The sequence below is a fragment of the Arenibacter arenosicollis genome, from assembly GCF_014397245.1.
Taxonomy (GTDB): domain Bacteria; phylum Bacteroidota; class Bacteroidia; order Flavobacteriales; family Flavobacteriaceae; genus Arenibacter; species Arenibacter arenosicollis.
The window spans coordinates 1-16,916 of record NZ_JACLHY010000009.1; the positions used below are offsets into that span (position 1 = coordinate 1).

Annotated in this window: 22 protein-coding genes and 1 tRNA gene; 5 read left to right on the plus strand and 18 right to left on the minus strand. The window is 37.5% G+C overall.

The genetic code is table 11. From position 1 onward, the window contains the following. Nucleotides 1-333 precede the first annotated feature (333 nt). The 3 genes from H4O18_RS10455 to H4O18_RS10465 form a co-directional block, all read right to left on the minus strand. Nucleotides 334-834 carry a hypothetical protein gene (locus tag H4O18_RS10455; RefSeq protein ID WP_187584272.1) on the minus strand — a complete coding sequence of 167 codons (501 nt, stop codon included), beginning with the start codon at nt 832-834 and terminating at the stop codon, nt 334-336. Between the two features lie 520 nt (nt 835-1,354). Next, on the minus strand, nt 1,355-2,731 hold the full coding sequence (locus H4O18_RS10460) for a tyrosine-type recombinase/integrase (protein ID WP_187584274.1): 1,377 nt from the start codon (nt 2,729-2,731) through the stop codon (nt 1,355-1,357). Nucleotides 2,732-2,785: 54 nt separating this feature from the next. Beyond that, nucleotides 2,786-2,859, minus strand: a tRNA-Met gene (locus tag H4O18_RS10465). A gap of 135 nt (nt 2,860-2,994) precedes the next feature. Between H4O18_RS10465 and H4O18_RS10470 the strand changes: the two genes are divergently transcribed. Together H4O18_RS10470 and H4O18_RS10475 are read left to right on the plus strand one after the other, a co-directional pair. Continuing rightward, a complete protein-coding gene (locus H4O18_RS10470; protein ID WP_111623129.1) occupies nt 2,995-3,378 on the plus strand; it encodes an START-like domain-containing protein in 384 nt (127 codons plus the stop codon). A 54-nt stretch (nt 3,379-3,432) separates the two neighbouring features. Then, nucleotides 3,433-4,278, plus strand: coding sequence for an aminotransferase class IV (locus H4O18_RS10475; protein WP_187584276.1), 846 nt, complete (start codon nt 3,433-3,435; stop codon nt 4,276-4,278). Nucleotides 4,279-4,284: 6 nt separating this feature from the next. On the opposite strand, the gene H4O18_RS10480 is transcribed toward H4O18_RS10475, so the two are convergent. The 5 genes from H4O18_RS10480 to H4O18_RS10500 form a co-directional block, all read right to left on the minus strand. Then, nucleotides 4,285-4,845, minus strand: a complete 561-nt coding sequence (locus H4O18_RS10480; RefSeq protein WP_187584278.1) for a YqgE/AlgH family protein — start codon at nt 4,843-4,845, stop codon at nt 4,285-4,287. Nucleotides 4,846-4,957: 112 nt separating this feature from the next. Then, a complete protein-coding gene (locus H4O18_RS10485) occupies nt 4,958-5,230 on the minus strand; it encodes an HU family DNA-binding protein (protein WP_031443811.1) in 273 nt (90 codons plus the stop codon). 178 nt (nt 5,231-5,408) lie between these two features. Continuing rightward, nucleotides 5,409-6,356: a methionyl-tRNA formyltransferase gene (fmt, locus tag H4O18_RS10490; RefSeq protein WP_187584279.1), complete on the minus strand. Its 948-nt coding sequence runs from the start codon at nt 6,354-6,356 to the stop codon at nt 5,409-5,411. After that, on the minus strand, nt 6,353-8,257 hold the full coding sequence (locus tag H4O18_RS10495; RefSeq protein ID WP_187584281.1) for a RecQ family ATP-dependent DNA helicase: 1,905 nt from the start codon (nt 8,255-8,257) through the stop codon (nt 6,353-6,355). Before H4O18_RS10495 ends, fmt begins: the two co-directional genes overlap by 4 nt. Further along, nucleotides 8,257-8,799: an AAA family ATPase gene (locus H4O18_RS10500; protein WP_187584283.1), complete on the minus strand. Its 543-nt coding sequence runs from the start codon at nt 8,797-8,799 to the stop codon at nt 8,257-8,259. The genes H4O18_RS10495 and H4O18_RS10500 overlap by 1 nt, the downstream gene beginning before the upstream one ends. A 116-nt stretch (nt 8,800-8,915) precedes the next feature. On the opposite strand from H4O18_RS10500, the gene H4O18_RS10505 reads away from it, so the two are divergent. The 3 genes from H4O18_RS10505 to murA all read left to right on the plus strand — a co-directional run bounded on the left by H4O18_RS10505 (nt 8,916) and on the right by murA (nt 11,267). Continuing rightward, complete coding sequence (locus H4O18_RS10505) at nt 8,916-9,203, plus strand: DUF493 family protein (protein WP_187584285.1); 288 nt, start codon at nt 8,916-8,918, stop codon at nt 9,201-9,203. An 87-nt stretch (nt 9,204-9,290) separates the two neighbouring features. After that, nucleotides 9,291-9,944: a DUF4290 domain-containing protein gene (locus tag H4O18_RS10510; RefSeq protein WP_187584287.1), complete on the plus strand. Its 654-nt coding sequence runs from the start codon at nt 9,291-9,293 to the stop codon at nt 9,942-9,944. Nucleotides 9,945-9,959: 15 nt separating this feature from the next. Beyond that, entirely contained in the window at nt 9,960-11,267 is a 1,308-nt protein-coding gene (gene murA, locus H4O18_RS10515) for a UDP-N-acetylglucosamine 1-carboxyvinyltransferase (protein ID WP_187584289.1), read from the plus strand. 82 nt (nt 11,268-11,349) lie between these two features. Here the strand turns inward: murA and H4O18_RS10520 are convergent, their stop codons facing one another. The 10 genes from H4O18_RS10520 to H4O18_RS10565 all read right to left on the minus strand — a co-directional run bounded on the left by H4O18_RS10520 (nt 11,350) and on the right by H4O18_RS10565 (nt 16,897). Next, nucleotides 11,350-11,826: a GAF domain-containing protein gene (locus H4O18_RS10520; protein ID WP_187584291.1), complete on the minus strand. Its 477-nt coding sequence runs from the start codon at nt 11,824-11,826 to the stop codon at nt 11,350-11,352. Between the two features lie 68 nt (nt 11,827-11,894). After that, the gene (locus tag H4O18_RS10525) at nt 11,895-12,341 is read right to left on the minus strand and encodes a VOC family protein (protein ID WP_187584293.1); all 447 of its coding nucleotides are present in this window, start codon (nt 12,339-12,341) and stop codon (nt 11,895-11,897) included. Nucleotides 12,342-12,483: 142 nt separating this feature from the next. After that, nucleotides 12,484-12,900, minus strand: a complete 417-nt coding sequence (locus tag H4O18_RS10530; protein ID WP_246474211.1) for a GNAT family N-acetyltransferase — start codon at nt 12,898-12,900, stop codon at nt 12,484-12,486. Next, complete coding sequence (locus H4O18_RS10535; protein WP_222942394.1) at nt 12,893-13,564, minus strand: lysoplasmalogenase; 672 nt, start codon at nt 13,562-13,564, stop codon at nt 12,893-12,895. The genes H4O18_RS10530 and H4O18_RS10535 overlap by 8 nt, the downstream gene beginning before the upstream one ends. A 19-nt stretch (nt 13,565-13,583) precedes the next feature. Further along, the gene (locus H4O18_RS10540; RefSeq protein ID WP_187584297.1) at nt 13,584-13,883 is read right to left on the minus strand and encodes a hypothetical protein; all 300 of its coding nucleotides are present in this window, start codon (nt 13,881-13,883) and stop codon (nt 13,584-13,586) included. A gap of 58 nt (nt 13,884-13,941) precedes the next feature. Continuing rightward, the gene (locus H4O18_RS10545) at nt 13,942-14,601 is read right to left on the minus strand and encodes a hydrolase (RefSeq protein ID WP_187584299.1); all 660 of its coding nucleotides are present in this window, start codon (nt 14,599-14,601) and stop codon (nt 13,942-13,944) included. Between the two features lie 146 nt (nt 14,602-14,747). Beyond that, nucleotides 14,748-15,290, minus strand: a complete 543-nt coding sequence (locus H4O18_RS10550) for a DUF3124 domain-containing protein (protein ID WP_187584301.1) — start codon at nt 15,288-15,290, stop codon at nt 14,748-14,750. A gap of 145 nt (nt 15,291-15,435) precedes the next feature. Next, the gene (locus tag H4O18_RS10555) at nt 15,436-15,666 is read right to left on the minus strand and encodes a (4Fe-4S)-binding protein (RefSeq protein ID WP_187584303.1); all 231 of its coding nucleotides are present in this window, start codon (nt 15,664-15,666) and stop codon (nt 15,436-15,438) included. Between the two features lie 2 nt (nt 15,667-15,668). Further along, a complete protein-coding gene (locus tag H4O18_RS10560; RefSeq protein WP_222942395.1) occupies nt 15,669-15,962 on the minus strand; it encodes a GNAT family N-acetyltransferase in 294 nt (97 codons plus the stop codon). Nucleotides 15,963-16,018: 56 nt separating this feature from the next. Then, nucleotides 16,019-16,897 carry a pirin family protein gene (locus H4O18_RS10565; RefSeq protein ID WP_187584305.1) on the minus strand — a complete coding sequence of 293 codons (879 nt, stop codon included), beginning with the start codon at nt 16,895-16,897 and terminating at the stop codon, nt 16,019-16,021. Nucleotides 16,898-16,916 lie beyond the last annotated feature (19 nt).

The following is a 16,916-nucleotide window of genomic DNA, read 5'->3' on the forward strand; positions in this document are numbered from 1 at the left end:
AATTTTCTGTTCCATAGTTGTTGTTTCTTTCCAAGGCATGATAATTTGATTTTGATCTCAAATTATAACCTAAAAAAGTGTAAACTATGTGACTTTAACTTTGTAAAGGATGTCCCTTTAACGTACCTGCTTGCAGCTAACGGTTGAGCTATGAACAGTACGGGAGCAAACTAGCGTTTGCTTTCCACCACGCACATAGCGAAATCTTTTGGTTTTGATTTGTTTTTTCTTGTCTAGAGCAAAATCCCAAAGATTTTGCGGACTTCCTAAATATACGCAAACCTTTCGATTAAGCCCGCAGCCCGTATTGTTTATAGGTTTTGTTGTAAAACGTTATTTCCCTTTGAAGAACTCAACTTGAAATTCGTGTTCGCCCCAAAATACTTTTAATACAATAGATTTTTCTCGATTTGCAAGAATTTGATATTTATACTTATCTCCAGGAGTACTCAATTCCTTTTTTAAAGGGTCATTACTTTCTTTAAATTCTAATTCAAAATTGCATTCATCTTGCCAATTTATGTTCAATAAAGAGTAAGTCCGTCCGTTATCCATCCTTTCTAGAAACATATTCTTAGAAATTGTTACATGAGTTGTGTCAGGAACGATATTTGTCTTATTAGTGAGATAATAAAAATCTCCTGATTTTAAATCATCACAAGTCAAATTGGCCTGTTTTACTATTTTCTCTTTTTCTTCTTTATCTTGATTAGAAAATATTCCAATGGCGTAATCGCAATTCTTTAACATTCTGACTCCAACCTTATTTCCAAGGTCTTCGGTATCTATATCCGAAAATGCTTCAACTTTATAGACTTCTTTTAATTCCTTCATGTTTTTTACAAGGAGCTCCTCAAAACAGGGTTCCATTCCAGAAGGGCCTTGTACTTTTTCCCTTTCTAAACATTTACATAGTTTCCGAGAAAATTTATCGTAAACATCTTGTGATGAACAAGATATAGGAGTTAAATAGATTATAACAACTATTAGGAGGTGTTTGAAAGTATGGTTCATTATAATTTTTTACAACAATTGGATAGCATCATTGATGATATAATACTTATAGCAAACTATAATTCAACAAGGCCGCATCCAGATACTTTTAAGCATACTATAAATCCTATAAATCAATTAAAATTTTCGCTGATGTAAAGTGGGGGGATTACTACATCCAATGTTTTGTTTCTAACCTTCTAAGTTAATAAATATTGGTTTTGGAATTCGCTTAATCGATGAAATACAGTATTATCTGTTGTATTACCATTATTTCTTACTCCATATATTTATGTTAAGTGTAAAATTTTTATTATTTCATGATTGGTGGTGCAAATAATCTTATAGAGTAGAAGTAGACCTATTTTAATAGATTGGAATAATCTTCGGGTAAGGCTGCATCAATATTGCGTAGATATTTGTCAAGGGCATCCATGCTAGTATGCCCGGTAATGAGCATTAACTTAGTTTTGGCATCAAAAGGGGTGGTTGCCTTGACAAACTCCCTATATAATTTGGAGATAAATGTATGTCTAAAACTATAAAGTCCGTAGTCAATACCTAGACCAAGGTGGTCCTTTACCTTTTTGAATCTTTTGGTAAAATAGTTTCTTTTGTCATTGTCAGCGACCTTCCATTCCCCTCCGAGGCCATAGGGTGTAAACAAATAATGCTCTTTATTCTTCTTTGTCAAGTCCGGTATCTGGGCAAGCATAATTTCTGGTATAATCTTGATCTTTACAGGACTATTTTTGGCTTTTACGTATATCTTCCTGTCATTAAGGTCTAAATCTCCAATTTTCAGCCTACATACCTCAATAGGGCGTAAAAGGTTATAACAGACAAACTGTACAAAGAGTAATAAAAGGGTGTCATTTTTTTCAAGGTAGTCAGTAATGTCTTTTTGTATTTGGGGTGTGTAAGATTTATTTCTTTTTGGAACGGCTTTAAGGATGTTTATTTTTTTTATGAAATTATTTTCTATCAATTCATTGTCCTCCAACGCTTGAAAAAATGAACTTAAGTCAGTTCTAACATTGTTTCGGTTTCTTGCACTGGTCCTTGTCAAGGTTTCATTTAAATAACCTATAACGTCCTTTTTGGTAATACTGGTGATTGAATCATTTTCAGAATACAATTCAGACATGGCCTTTTTAAAAGCATTGATCCTACTACGGTATTTGGAAAAGGAGTTTTGGTTAAGAACCTGTTTTTTGGTTTCTAATGCAATGCCAAAGGCTTCTTTAATGCTAACCATATTATTTTGAACCGACTCCTTTTCTTTCGGTGCCTTCGATTTTTCAGTTATTAAATGAGCCTTTTCAACTGTTTTTGTATTGCTTGTTGATCGCTTACCATTTAATAATCTGCCGTTCAAGAAATCCTCTTCTAGGTCGGAATTATCTTTGTAAGGGTTAAAACCCGCTTCGAGCAGTATCAAAAGATTTCTTTGGATTATTTTTAGAAAGGTTAATCGCTCCTTTTTTGTCTTTAGCCTATTGGCACCTCCTTTTATCTGTGGTCGTTTTTTGAGCCTGCCCGTTTTTGGGTCTCTAAAGGAAAAATAAACGAACCAATCTTTGTCCAGGGCTTGTTGTTGCTCCTTTTTGGTTAGGGAAGACCACCTATTTACATCAACACCTCCGGTGTATATTTTGGGTTCGGAATAGTTCAATTTCATTCTAAAAACGTTTGCGTTTTCGTTTACGGTAGACAAAAGTACTGAAATAGAAGGCATAAAAAAACGGATTGGCAGTAACCAATCCGTTGATTTGTATAAACTTAAGTTTTGTAGCGAGAACGAGAGTTGAACTCGTGACCTCCGGGTTATGAATCCGACGCTCTAACCAACTGAGCTACCTCGCCGTGCCGTTTTAAACGGGTGCAAATATAAAGTTAATTTTTGGTCCTTTCCAAATTAGATCGCTAAAAATATTATCTCGGTTTTATTTTTTTATCATTTATAAATATATATATTGTCCACCATAAACACTATTAAGAATGAGCGATAAAATTAAATATGAAGTTGAATTTGTAATTCAATCTTCGCCACAACTACTATATCAATATATATCTACCCCCTCAGGGCTTTCGGAATGGTTCGCGGACAACGTAAATTCCAGAGGTGAAATGTTCAATTTTATTTGGGACGGCTCCGAAGAGCAAGCAAAATTATTAAAACGCAAGAGCGATGAATTTGTAAAATTTACCTGGGTAGCGGAAGAAGATGATAGTTTTTTTGAAATGCGTATCATCGTAGATGAAATAACCAAAGATGTGTCCCTGTTTATTACAGATTTTGCGGATGAGGATGAAGTGGACGAATCTAAAATGCTATGGGAGAACCAAGTATCCAGTTTAAAACAAGTTTTGGGTTCTGCTTAAGGCATTAAGGGAATAAAACGTACCTTTGGCCTTGATTTTTTCAAGGCTTTTTTTATGGTTAATTTTAACGGAAACCTACTTTCTAAGAATACATTTTACCTTAATCACGAAAATAGGGGGCTCCGTTATGGTGATGCCCTTTTTGAGTCCATTAGGGTAGTTAATGGTAAAATTTTCTTTTGGGAAGATCATTACCTCCGCCTTATGGCGTCCATGCGGATTTTAAGAATGGAGATTCCTATGAATTTTACCATGGAATTTTTGGAGGAACAGATAATGGCAGCCGTAAAAGCCAATGCACTATTGGAAAAACCGGCCAGAGTCCGATTCACCGTTTTTAGAAATAATGGTGGACTATATCTGCCCCAAACCAATGACGTATCCTACATAATAGAGACCAGTGTATTGGACTCCCCGTTCTATACCCTAAATAATGAAACCTACGAAGTAGAGCTTTTTAAAGATTTTTATGTAAATCCGGATATGCTTTCCACCTTAAAGACCAACAATAAGGCTATCAATGTGGTAGGGAGCATTTATGCTGCCGAAAATGGTTATCAGAATTGTCTGTTGCTCAACAATGAAAAAAAGGTGGTAGAGGCTTTAAATGGAAATCTATTTTTGGTAAAGGACCAGCTTATCAAGACCCCTTCATTAAAGGATGGTTGTTTAAACGGAATTGTGCGAAAGAAATTGATCGGAATTTTAGGTGCGTTGGATAACTATAATTTTGAGGAAGCCTTTATTTCGCCCTTCGAGTTGCAAAAAGCGGACGAATTGTTCATTACCAACGCCATTAGAGGTATTCAACCCATTACGAAATATAGGAAAAAGGAGTACGGCAATAAAGTGGCTTCCGATCTTTTGGGCAAGCTTAATGCGGCCGCAAGGCTCAATTGAACATTCTTAGTTTAGACTGGGGTTTTCCGGGGCATTGGACCAAATAACATAATTTCCGCCCAATTCCATCATTTTTTCCTTCCAAAAAGCATTGGACGATTTTTGTATGATATCACTTTCATAGACATTCTTGACTACCACCCACGACTTGGAAGTTAATTCCTCATCCAATTGAAGTGAGGACCAACCTGAATATCCCAGAAAGAATCTTATATCATTTTCAGAAATAATTTTATTATTGATAAGATCTACAATAGACCCAAAATCTCCGCCCCAGTATATACCGTCGGAAATTTCAATACTATTTACGATTAATTCTGGTACCTTATGGATAAAATAAAGATTGTCCTGTTCCACCGGACCACCATTGTAAACTTGAAAAGGAATATCTATTTCGGTAACCAGGTCGTTTATATTGTAATCCAAAGGTTTGTTCAGGATAAAACCAACAGATCCCTCCTCGTTATGTTCCGCCAACAAGACAATAGACCTGTTAAAGGAAACATCACCAGATAGGGTAGGCTCAGCAATAAGTAGTTTGCCTTTTCTTGGCTTTTCAGCAACCATATAATTTGTTCTTGTATCTCTAAAATATAACAAATCTGTTAATCTGAAAAGCGTTTGTACAAAAAAAGCACTTCCCGATAGAGAAGTGCTTTCAATGTATAATAAATTATGACTAGTTTACTGCACCGCTCAAATCAGCACCTGCCTTAAACTTCACTACATTTTTAGCTGCAATTTGGATAGTTTTCCCAGTTGATGGGTTTCTACCTTCTCTTGCATTTCTTTTAGATACAGACCAAGATCCGAAACCTACTAGAGATACTCTACCACCTTTTTTTAGAGAACCTTCAACGTTTCCTAGGAAAGATTCCAATGCCTTTTTAGCTGCGGCTTTAGTAATGCCAGCATCAGCTGCCATTGCATCGATTAATTCTGTTTTGTTCATAATTTCGATAAATTAAGTGTTATTAATTATAATTAAATACTTCAACAAATTTATACGGATTTGCCATTAACGCAAGTAAAATAAGGGGAAATCCGCATTTTTGTTGATAACTTGAAACGTTTGTTGATAAAGTAGGACGTTTTTTACGTTTCACCGTACCCCCAATGAACATGGGGGTTTACCCAACATAGGCGTTTTCTGTTAATTTTAGTCCATTTAGCACCTCTTTGGTGGCCATTTTTCTTTTACCTGGCAATTGAATTTCCAGTAAATTAATGTAGCCTCCCATTACGGCTACCTTTAGTTCTTTTTTTGTGGCTACAACGCTCCCAACCTTTAATTGATGTGGTTCCAAATCCATTTTGGTAAAATATATCTTTAGGAACAATTCTTCTTCCCCATTGTACAAGGTAGTCCAGGCAGTAGGATAGGGGCTAAGCCCTCTAATAAAATTGAAAATTGTGGAGATATTCTGTTGCCAATCTATTTCACAGGTCTCCTTATGAAGTTTGTGTGCCTCCTTTAATGGGGCATCTTCCTGCTGTTTGTAGGGTACTATTTCCTTACGTTCTATTTTATTTATGGTTTCCAAAACCAGATCGGCCCCTAGATACATTAACTTGTCGTGTAAGCTGCCTGCCGTTTCGGTATCGGAAATGGATGTTTTCTTTTGAAGCAAAATTTCTCCAGTATCGATCTTGTCATCAATAAAGAAGGTGGTCACTCCAGTTTCCTTCTCTCCATTTATAATGGCCCAATTAATTGGGGCCGCCCCACGGTATTGGGGCAGGAGGGAAGCATGAAGATTAAAAGTCCCAAGACGAGGCATATCCCATACTACTTTGGGCAACATCCTAAAAGCTACCACAATCTGTAGGTCTGGCTGCAATCCTTCCAATTCCTTAATAAAATCGGGGTCCTTTAAGTTGGTAGGTTGTAAGACGTTAAGATGGTGTTCCTTGGCATAGGCCTTAACGGCAGATTCATGCAGTTTTCTTCCCCGGCCAGCAGGTTTGTCCGGGGCTGTAATAACGCCAGCAATATTACAGTCACTCTTTACGAGTTTGTCCAAAATGGCCACGGCAAAATCCGGGGTACCCATAAACACTATTCGTGATTTGTTCATCTTTCGATTATTTCGTACTGATTTATCGTATTTACTTTTATTCTCCTATCTTCCAATAGTCTTTGTATTGCCAAAATAACAGAACTTTCCTTATAGGTCAATAATTTTATCAATCCTCTGGAATTTACTTTTTTTACCATTAAGATTTGTAATATATCCTGTTCTATGATTCTTATAATATCATTGCCCACGGGATTTTTTTTGATGCAGACATCGCATTTTCCACAGTTCTCTTCGTTGGTTTCACCAAAATAATTTAATAGTTGCCTATTTCTACATAGGGTATTGTTCTTAATGTAGCCTAAAATACTTTCTACATTGTCTTTTTTTACTTGCTGAATTTGTTTGATTTTCTTTGCGAAGATATTGATAGTCCGTTCATCCTCCCTAGGAACCAAAAAGGTAATTTCCAGATCGCTGTGCTGGGCGTGATATTCAATTATTTCATCTTTTTCCAATTGTTCCAAGACCTCGATCACCTCATTTTCAGTTTTATTGGCTTTTCGCCCGATCAATAGGGGATTGATTTTTGTATCAAAATCAAAAATTCCGCCATAGGTTCTCAGTATAGTTTGAATGGTGGGTGCGGATTTCTCATTTTTTTCCAGGTAAGCAAATATATTGTGCTTTGAAGCTATCATACGGATAGTCGTCTTTTGTGAGAATGCTTCGGTTAGGGTTATGACCGAATTTTGGTCTAACAACCTTAATCCATTATACGTTAATGTAGTATTAAGTTTATAGGTGTCACAAAAGGTATTAAATGGCAATTGAAAGGTTTCACCACTTCCTTCCCCGAAAGGTATCTGAAAATAGTTGGCGAGTTTTCGGTATAATAGTTTTAGAAAGTCAACATCTGGCAACACCCCTAAAAATTGCTTTCGCACCTGTGTTTCATCGGTTTGGTTGGTAATTAGTACAGCATTCGCCGGATTCCCATCCCTACCGGCCCTTCCAGCTTCCTGGAAATAATTTTCCATACTATCGGGAATTTGATAATGTACCACTAGGCCAACATCTGGCTTGTCTATGCCCATTCCAAAGGCGTTGGTGGCCACCATAATCTTCACTTTGTTTTCCAACCACTGATTTAACCTAATATCCTTGTCCTTTTTGGAAATGCCGCCATGAAAAAAAGTGGCCGTATGTCCTTGTTGGGTTAGGTAATAGGCCAATTCCATCGTCATTTTTCTGCTCCGAACATATACTATGGCACTTCCATTGGTTTGGGCGCATAATTCTTTAAGACGGTATTTTTTGTCCTCCTCCCAACATACGCTAAAGGTAATATTGTTTCTGGAAAAGGAATCTTTTACCACTAAGGGCTGTTCCAGGTTTAAATTTAGGCATATGTCCTTTACTACCATTCCTGTTGCCGTGGCCGTTAAGGCGATCATAGATGCGCTGGGTGCCAATTCTTTAAGGATGTGGCACTCCAAATAGGCAGGTCTAAAATCGTTTCCCCATTGGGAGATACAATGGGCCTCGTCAATGGCGATCAGGTTTACGTTCATCTGCCGAATGCGCTCCTGGATCAATTCTTGTTGCAGTCTTTCCGGTGAGAGGTAAAGGAATTTATAGTTGCCGTACAGGCAGTTGTCCAATAAGTTGTTTACTTCATCAAACGAAATGCCTCCGGTAAGGGCAATGGCCTTTATTCCCAGTTTCTTAAGGGTCTCTACTTGGTTCCTTATCAAAGCGATTAAAGGGGACACTACAATGCAAATACCTTCACGGGCCAATGCGGGTATCTGATAGCACAAAGATTTTCCGCCTCCAGTAGGAAGCAAGGCAAGAACATCCTGCCCATTCAATACGGCGCTTATAATTTCTTCCTGTGAATTTTTAAAATCCGGAAAGCCCCAATATTTCTGTAATATATCCTTAGGGTGCTGCTGCACTATAGATTTTTTATTTTATTGAGTATAAAGGTAACCCTTCCTTCCACGGTTTCCTTGGGAACATTTATAATTTTGTAGCCATAATCTGTATAGGCTTTTTCCAAGAAAGTGTGGATACGCAGGGCTTCTTCGAAGTTTTCATAACGTTCATTGTCAGACTCGTGTATTTCTTTCCAAGGTGGTAATAAAAATACGTGGTCATACCTATAATTCTTACAGCTTTCCACAAAATGGTCGCCATAAGCTTGTCCAAAACAATCCATATATGCCACCACATCAGGAATGCCACGATCAAAAAACACCAAGGGATTACTTACCTCCTCGGCTGCTTTGAACTGTTTTATCCTGCCCTCAATAATTCGCTCACTAAAAAGCAATGGGTCTGAAATAAATAGCTGGGGAATACCTTGTTGCCTTGCTTTCAGTGTAATTTCCCGTGATATCTCATTAAAACATAAAAAGCCTTCCTTTTCAATTTTTTCTATGATGGAGGTCTTTCCGGTACTGGGCCCACCCGTGATAACAATTTTTTCGATATTCAAATAATGTCCTTTAAGGTTGTGCAATAACTTGCATAAAATGGTGGTGCAAAGTAATGAAATACCCCTAAGATTAAAAAATTGCCAATGATACTTTATATATTTGCAAAAACATTGGTATGAATCAAGATAAATCAGATGACTTTTATACTAGATTAAAGGAACAGTTGGCTGAAACCAGTAAATGGCCTTCCAATTATTTGTACAAATTTATTGTGCCTACCGACGCTGAAAAGATTAAGCAGATCCAGGATATTTTTGATAATACAGGAGCCGTAATCGAATCCAAACAATCCAAAAATGCCAAATATACCAGCTTGTCCATTACGGTGAATCTTAAAAATCCGGACGAAGTAATTCGTAAATACAAGGAAGTAGGGGAGGTAAAAGGGGTTATATCGCTCTAAAATAGTATTTCTAGCATAATTTTGTTAATTTGCAGACGTTATAAGAATACTTCCTTATCATAAATCAATAGCAATAAATATTTCAAATTGAATTTAGTAGAAAACTTAGAATACAATACTGAGCGATCAAAGCTCATTATACCAGAATATGGCCGTCATTTCCAAAAAATGGTGGATCATGCAATTTCCATTGAGGACGATGCGGAACGTAACCGTGTGGCACAGGCCATAATTAGTGTTATGGGCAATATTCAACCACATTTGAGGGATGTGCCCGATTTTCAACATAAATTATGGGACCAATTGTTTATCATGTCCGATTTTAAATTGAACGTGGACTCACCATTCCCGATCACTTCTCAGGAAACCTTGCAAAAGCGTCCTGATCCTTTGGAATATCCCCAAAACTTTCCAAAATATAGATTTTATGGTAACAACATTAAACGTATGATCGATGTGGCCGTTAAATGGGAAAAGGGAGATATGCGGGATGGATTGGAATATGCAATTGCCAATCATATGAAAAAGTGTTACCTAAATTGGAATAAGGACACCGTTGACGACAAAGCTATATTCAAGCATCTATATGAGTTGAGCGATGGACAAATAGACCTTGCCAAGGAGGGTGAAAACCTGACCGAAAGTGGGCAGTTCCTTAAGAATCGTGTCGCAAAAACTCCAAGGACCAATACTGGTAAAAAAACGCAAAGAAATCAAAACCGCGGTAAAAAACGGTACTAATCTTCTCAAACTTTAATGGGAACATTTAAAATAGAAGGCGGTCATCAATTACATGGTGAAATAACACCGCAAGGGGCAAAGAATGAAGCATTACAAATACTCTGTGCCGTACTACTTACTTCAGAAAAAGTGTCTATTACCAATATCCCGGATATTGTAGACGTAAACAAACTAATATCCTTGTTGGAGGATTTGGGGGTTAAAATTCAAAAGAAAGCTCAAGGGTCATATACTTTTATGGCGGATGACATTAATTTGGAATACCTGCAGTCCACACAATTTAAAGAGGATGGTAGAGGCTTAAGAGGCTCTATTATGCTCGTGGGGCCATTATTGGCACGTTTTGGTAAAGGATACATTCCTAAACCTGGGGGCGATAAAATTGGGCGTAGACGTTTGGATACCCATTTTGAAGGTTTTATAAAATTGGGGGCCAAATTCCGATACAATAAGGAGGAGCACTTTTATGGGGTCGAAGCCAAAAAGCTCAAGGGTACCTATATGCTACTGGATGAAGCTTCGGTTACCGGAACGGCCAACATAGTTATGGCAGCTGTTTTAGCGGATGGAAAGACTACCGTTTACAATGCGGCTTGTGAACCTTATTTACAGCAACTATGTAAGATGCTGAATAGAATGGGAGCTAAAATTACCGGTATAGGATCCAATTTATTGGAAATTGAGGGTGTTGATAGCCTTGGAGGTACAGAGCACAGGATGTTGCCGGACATGATCGAGATTGGTAGTTGGATCGGATTGGCGGCTATGACCAGAAGTCATTTAACGATCAAGGATGTTAGTTGGGACGACTTGGGGCAGATTCCCACAGTTTTTAGAAAACTGGGTATACAATTGGAACGCAAGGGAGACGATATCGTTATTCCGGAACATAAGGATGGCTACGAGATTCAAAATTATATAGACGGTTCCATTTTAACGGTGGCCGATGCTCCATGGCCTGGACTTACTCCGGATTTATTGAGTATTATCCTTGTGATGGCGACCCAGGCGAAAGGTGAAGTATTAATTCATCAAAAAATGTTCGAAAGTCGTTTGTTCTTTGTAGATAAATTAATTGATATGGGTGCTAAGATTATTCTTTGCGACCCCCATAGGGCTACGGTTATAGGACATAACTTTAAATCCAGTCTAAAAGCTACTACCATGGTGTCTCCGGACATTAGGGCAGGAGTTTCTTTGCTGATAGCAGCCTTGTCTGCCAAAGGCACCTCTACTATACACAATATAGAACAGATCGATCGAGGTTACGAAAATATTGATACGCGTTTGCGTGCCATTGGAGCCAAGATTACAAGAGTTTAACCGAGGTTATAACTTTGGTTTATAAAAAAGGACCTTCTAATCGATGGTCCTTTTATTATTTTATGCCGTGGATTATTTATGTTTATTGACTTACAAACCCACTTATTTTCTCACCGATACTTAATAGGTCACTAACTTCTTCTGATGTAAAATCATAGGGAACAGGTTTGGCTATTCCCAAGGTTCCGTATAATTTTCCATTGAGTAACATGGGAACCGCAATGGAACCCTCTACTTTTGTTTCTTTGGCAGCAGGGCGAGCCACCCCGGAATCATCGGTTTGTAGGTTGCACATTTCAACCGGTTCACGACGTTCCGCTGCTATACCTGCCATTCCTTTTCCTATGGGAATCGCCGAAAGTTTGGGTACCAAAAAAGGAGGAATACCTTGGTGGGCCTGGACCTTTAATAAGGAAGTTTGCTCATCTAAAAAATGGATTGTACCCGTTGTACAATCAAAACCGGAAATTATAGTAGCAAGCACTTCTTGCCAATTAACCTTCTCTTTATTTATGAAGGCATCGATTATAGTGTTCCGTTGTGCATTTTCCTTATTCATATTCTTTTTAGGGTTTATTCATTTTTACCCAAATTTAATAAATCTTACTTAACTGTGGTTTTGTTTTATTAATAGTGTTTTGCGTTATTGATTTCTATCCAATAACCTTCTGGATCTTGTAGGTATATCTGTCGCACTCCATCCGAACGTAGCGTAACGGCACCTTTTTTACCCGGCCAATCTTCAAATTCTATGTTATTATTTTTTAAATGGTCTATAAAAGTTTCCAGGTTGGGTGTGGACAAACAAAGGTGCATGGATTTATGTTTTTTCATGACCACAGTATCTTTATGGATCAAATGAAGCTGCGAATTGCCCTGGACTAAAAACCAACGAAATCCAGGGGCTTGGTCCGGATGTGGTATTTCCTTTAATTTGAGAATATGGGCATAGAAATCTGCCGTTGTATCCAGATTGTTGACGATCAACGAAGAATGGTCTATCTGGAAATCAAAGCTTTGTGCCTGGCTTTGCAAGCTAAAAAAAGCGAGGATCAGAAATAGTGACTTATACATCTTTAATAGGTTTTAATTTTTTAGTGATGGTAATTGGTCTTTTAGATAAACAGGTTAATAGTGAAATACAAAAATTTACAGGAAAGAAAGGTACTTAAAAATGTTTCAAATAATAAATGCTATGCTATTTTAGATATAATTATTACCGTATTATCATTTTTTCCATCACCACGTAGTCGATTTTGTGTTTTATAAAAACGGTATTGGTGCTTTTAAAACCAAATTTTAAATAAAAATCTTTTTTGTCCACACGCGCATTGCACCATATTTTGTTGACTTTTTTACCTTCTGCGTAAGTAATAAGGTGGGAGAGGAGTCGGCCGCCATAACCCTTGCCCTGCTCTAAATTGGTAGTTGCAAGTTTGCGGAACTGAGCCTCCTTATTTTCTATAAATAATGAAACTACGGAAATTAGGGTGTTATTTACAAAGAGGCCAAAATGGATTCCCTGTTCATCGTTGGGTAGGATTATGTAATCGATCGGCATGTTTGGCCACATAACAGCATGCCTTAAAGGGTAGGTATCTTTCGCTGAAATAAGCCTTATAAATTCAGTCATTACTGGCCAGTAAACCTTTAACTATTAAATATTGTGCTGCGGCGTAGGTGCCCATTACCAACAGGTGGGACAAAGGTATTACAAATAGAAACTTATTGATGGCCAAAATACTGTCCGACGCAATAAAGAAAAGGGAACCAATGAAGACTAATTTAAAACTTGGGAAATTCACCTGATCTTTTCTGCTATAGGCTGTAATGGACAGAGTGAGAATACCTAGGATATAAATAATCACCGGAATTTTTAAAGCACCCAAATTTTCCTGTAAAATTAAATAAAGGGTAGTGCCATAGGCAAAGAGCAATCCAGAAACCAATCGTAATTCTTTTTTAAATAGTTTTTTGCCTTGTGTAAAGAATACCAAGGCATAACTGATATGCGCTAATAGAAAAGCCATTAGGCCAAGTATAAAATACAAAGTTGCAAGATGATCATAGAGCAATAGAATGTCTCCCAATAATGAAAAACAGAGCGCCAATAGTGTATAGCTATAAATCTTTTTGGGTAAATGGCTTCCCTTTATTCCAAAAAACAATATTAAGGAAATTAATAATAACGGTTTGGTAAACTGCCTCATCTCCTGAAAGTGCATCGATCCCGTGACTAGATCCAAGAGCACCAAAAGAATAAATATGCCTAAAAATGTATTTGGCTTTAATATCATTTAAAAAAAACGACGGGAGTTAAGTTTGGGAAGGATATATTTTCCTTTTTCTAATCACAATGAAGCAAAGGACCAATTGTATTACTACGGCAATGGCATTGGTTAGCCAAAGGGCCACGGTATTAAACCGAATTCCGTAAAAGCACCAAAATAGATAAATAAATACCCATCCAAAAATAAAGCCGTTGGAGAGGCTGCTAGGACCTTTGTAACGGAATTCCTTATATACCTGTATGGCAATTACCAGACAGGCGCTTAGACCAGCTGCAATTCCTATACTTTCAAAAATGTTTTCTGGGATACTGTGTATAATATTCATGTACTAAAAGCTTAATTCCAGTTTATTTAAGTGTTGGTTATGTCACCTTATTTAAAGGTCATTCCGTTCTATACTTGATCATAATCTCTTTGAACAATTCGCTTGTGGATGGTGGGGTATAAGAGATGGCGTTGGCACCTGCTTCAATTGTTCTCAATATATCCTCCTCATTATGACCTCCCGTAGCCAATATGGCAATATCAGGGTCTATATCCCTGATGCGCTTAACGATATCGGCAGTTTTACTGGCCCCTGAAACATTAAAAATGTCCACTCCAGCGGCAATCCGCCCTTTAATATCATCTTTTTCGGAGACAATGGTAATGGTCACGGGAATATCAATTTTTGCTTTGAGTCGCGCTATTAGTTCATTGGGCGTGGGCTTGTTCAGAACAACCCCCAGTGCGCCTTGAAATTCGGCATGTAATGCCAGTTCCACCGATCTTTTACCCGTGGTAATTCCACCACCAACGCCACAAAAGATAGGTTTGTCAGCGGCCAAAATTAATGAATGGGAAATTAAGGGCTGAGGGGTGAAAGGATACACGGCTATGATGGCATTGGCATTGGTGTTTCTAATAATGGCAACATCCGTACTAAACAAAAAGGATTTCAACAATTGGCCAAAAACCCTTATGCCAGAACAATTGTTGATTATGTCCGGTACCTCCACAATATTCTTTCTAAGCTTACTACCAAAAGAGGGCACCTTTATCATAACTCATCAATGAATTAGGTTCAACAGAAATAGCAAGAAAGATGGTAAATATTCCTTTATCTTGACCAGATTAAAGATAGTCTTTTTTTTAATCGGTTAGGAGGGGAGAAGCAACCCACATGTAATTTAGTTCATGCCACCCGGCACTATAATTTTATTCCTCTTGTGGTGAATGAAATTCCTTGTTGTCCTGTAGTGGAAATCATAACGGCTTCAAAAATAGGTTCGTGATTATCGGCTTTTACGGCCCAATCAAAAACAAAGTTCGCTCCCGTACCACCATATTTATCATCTTGATCGATAACAATTTCTATGGTTTCCAAAGGCTTTAGAAATATAGGTTTGTTAAAATAGGTGCGTATAAGATCTCCTTTAGTATTATAATATTCAGCTTTAAGTATATAGATAGTATCCGTATTGCTTACATTCCTCATACTTGCCGTTGCCGTTAAATGATGTAAGGTTTTTTCGGTGCCATCATATATGGAAGAATATATTGAAAGATACGAACTACCCTTAATAAGGCTATCGTTGGCAGGAAGTGCCATGGATTTCCTTTCCCAATTAATGGGGTCTAAATGACTTAATTTTTTTTCCTCAGTACAACTAAGTACCATAACAAGGGCGCATAAAGCAATGCCTATTTTATTTCCTGTAAAATGTAGACTGTTGTAAAATATATTAATCATTCTTTTACGCTTCTTTTTGCACATTACTGTATTAAATATGGTACAATTACCCATTGATATTCATAGAAACTTCCATAACTGCGCATAAATATACTCTATAAATAGCTAATCATACATTTTATAGAAGCTACTAACTATAACTTCTTTAACTCTCGTTGTTCATATAAAACGATAGAGCTCCAGACGGACATTTTAAAATCTGGGATTTCAATTCTTCAGTAGAGGCGTTTTCTGGCTTTATCCATGGTTTCCCTTTGGGATCATAAACTTGCGGCAAGGTTTTGACACATATTCCGGAGTGTATGCATTTTGAAGGTTTCCAGACTACCGTAATTTCACCATTGGTATATTCCTTAAAATTATCTTTTTGTTCCATAGTTATGCAATATTAATTCCTTTTAAGACTAATTTTTTCCATTCGGGGTGCCGTTTAATGTAAGCAGCGACAAACGGACACATAGGGACTAGGGTTAGCCCCTTCGTTTCTATATCCTCTAAGACCTGTTTAACCAAGGAAGAGGCCACCCCTTTACCTTCCAATTCCTTGGGAACCTCCGTATGGGTAAGATAAATTTTATCTTTTGCCTTTATGTATTCAATTTTTGCAATAACACCATCAATATGATATTCATATTGCTTGGCCTCCGTATTATCTATCAATTTGTAGTCCATAAGTATCTTGATTTAGCGTTATAAATAATGTAATAATCCTACTTCCAATATAAACATTACTCTTCCAAATAGCCAAATTTGCCCAAGTTGTAATCTTTTATGGCCTGTGCTATTTCTTCACGCGTATTCATAACAAATGGCCCTTGAGCGGCAATGGGTTCGTTTAGGGGTTCTCCACTTAGAATCAGTACCGTTGATTTTTTTGTGGCCTCGATGCTAAAATCCTCTCCTTCATTTTCGAAGAGTACAAAATGATTTTCTGCTACGGTCTGTGATCCATTTATATTAATTTCCCCATCTACCACCAACAATGCAGTATTGTAAGTACTTGGAAAAGTAAATTCTGCTTTGGCACCTGTTTCAAGCCGGGCATTGAACATGTTTACCGGTGAAAATGTGGACGCTGCTCCTTTAATATCTTTATACTTCCCTGCAATGACCTCAATAACACCTTTGTTATCTGCCAATTGATATTTATTTATCTCCGAATTTGTAATTCCCTGATATTTTGGGACAGTCATTTTGTCCTTGGCGGGAAGATTCACCCACAATTGCGCCATTTGAAAATAGCCGCCTTCCTTGCTGAAATTTTCTTCATGGTACTCTTTATGAAGTATCCCCGAAGCGGCGGTCATCCATTGTACATCACCTACGCCAATTACTCCACTGTTGCCTGAACTATCGTGATGGGCCACCTTACCTTGGTAAGCTATTGTAACCGTTTCAAAACCCCGATGCGGATGTACACTTACGCCCCTAGGCTTATCTGTAGGAGGGAAGTAAAAAGGGGAATTGTAATCTAGAAGAATGAAGGGATCCATTCTTTGCATATCCAACCTATATCCGCTTGGGATAAAATTATGTACTCTAAATCCGTCACCAACATAGTGGGGCTCTCTTGGAGCAACCACTATTTCTATATTTTTTGTTTTCATCTTTATCTAAACATTATTT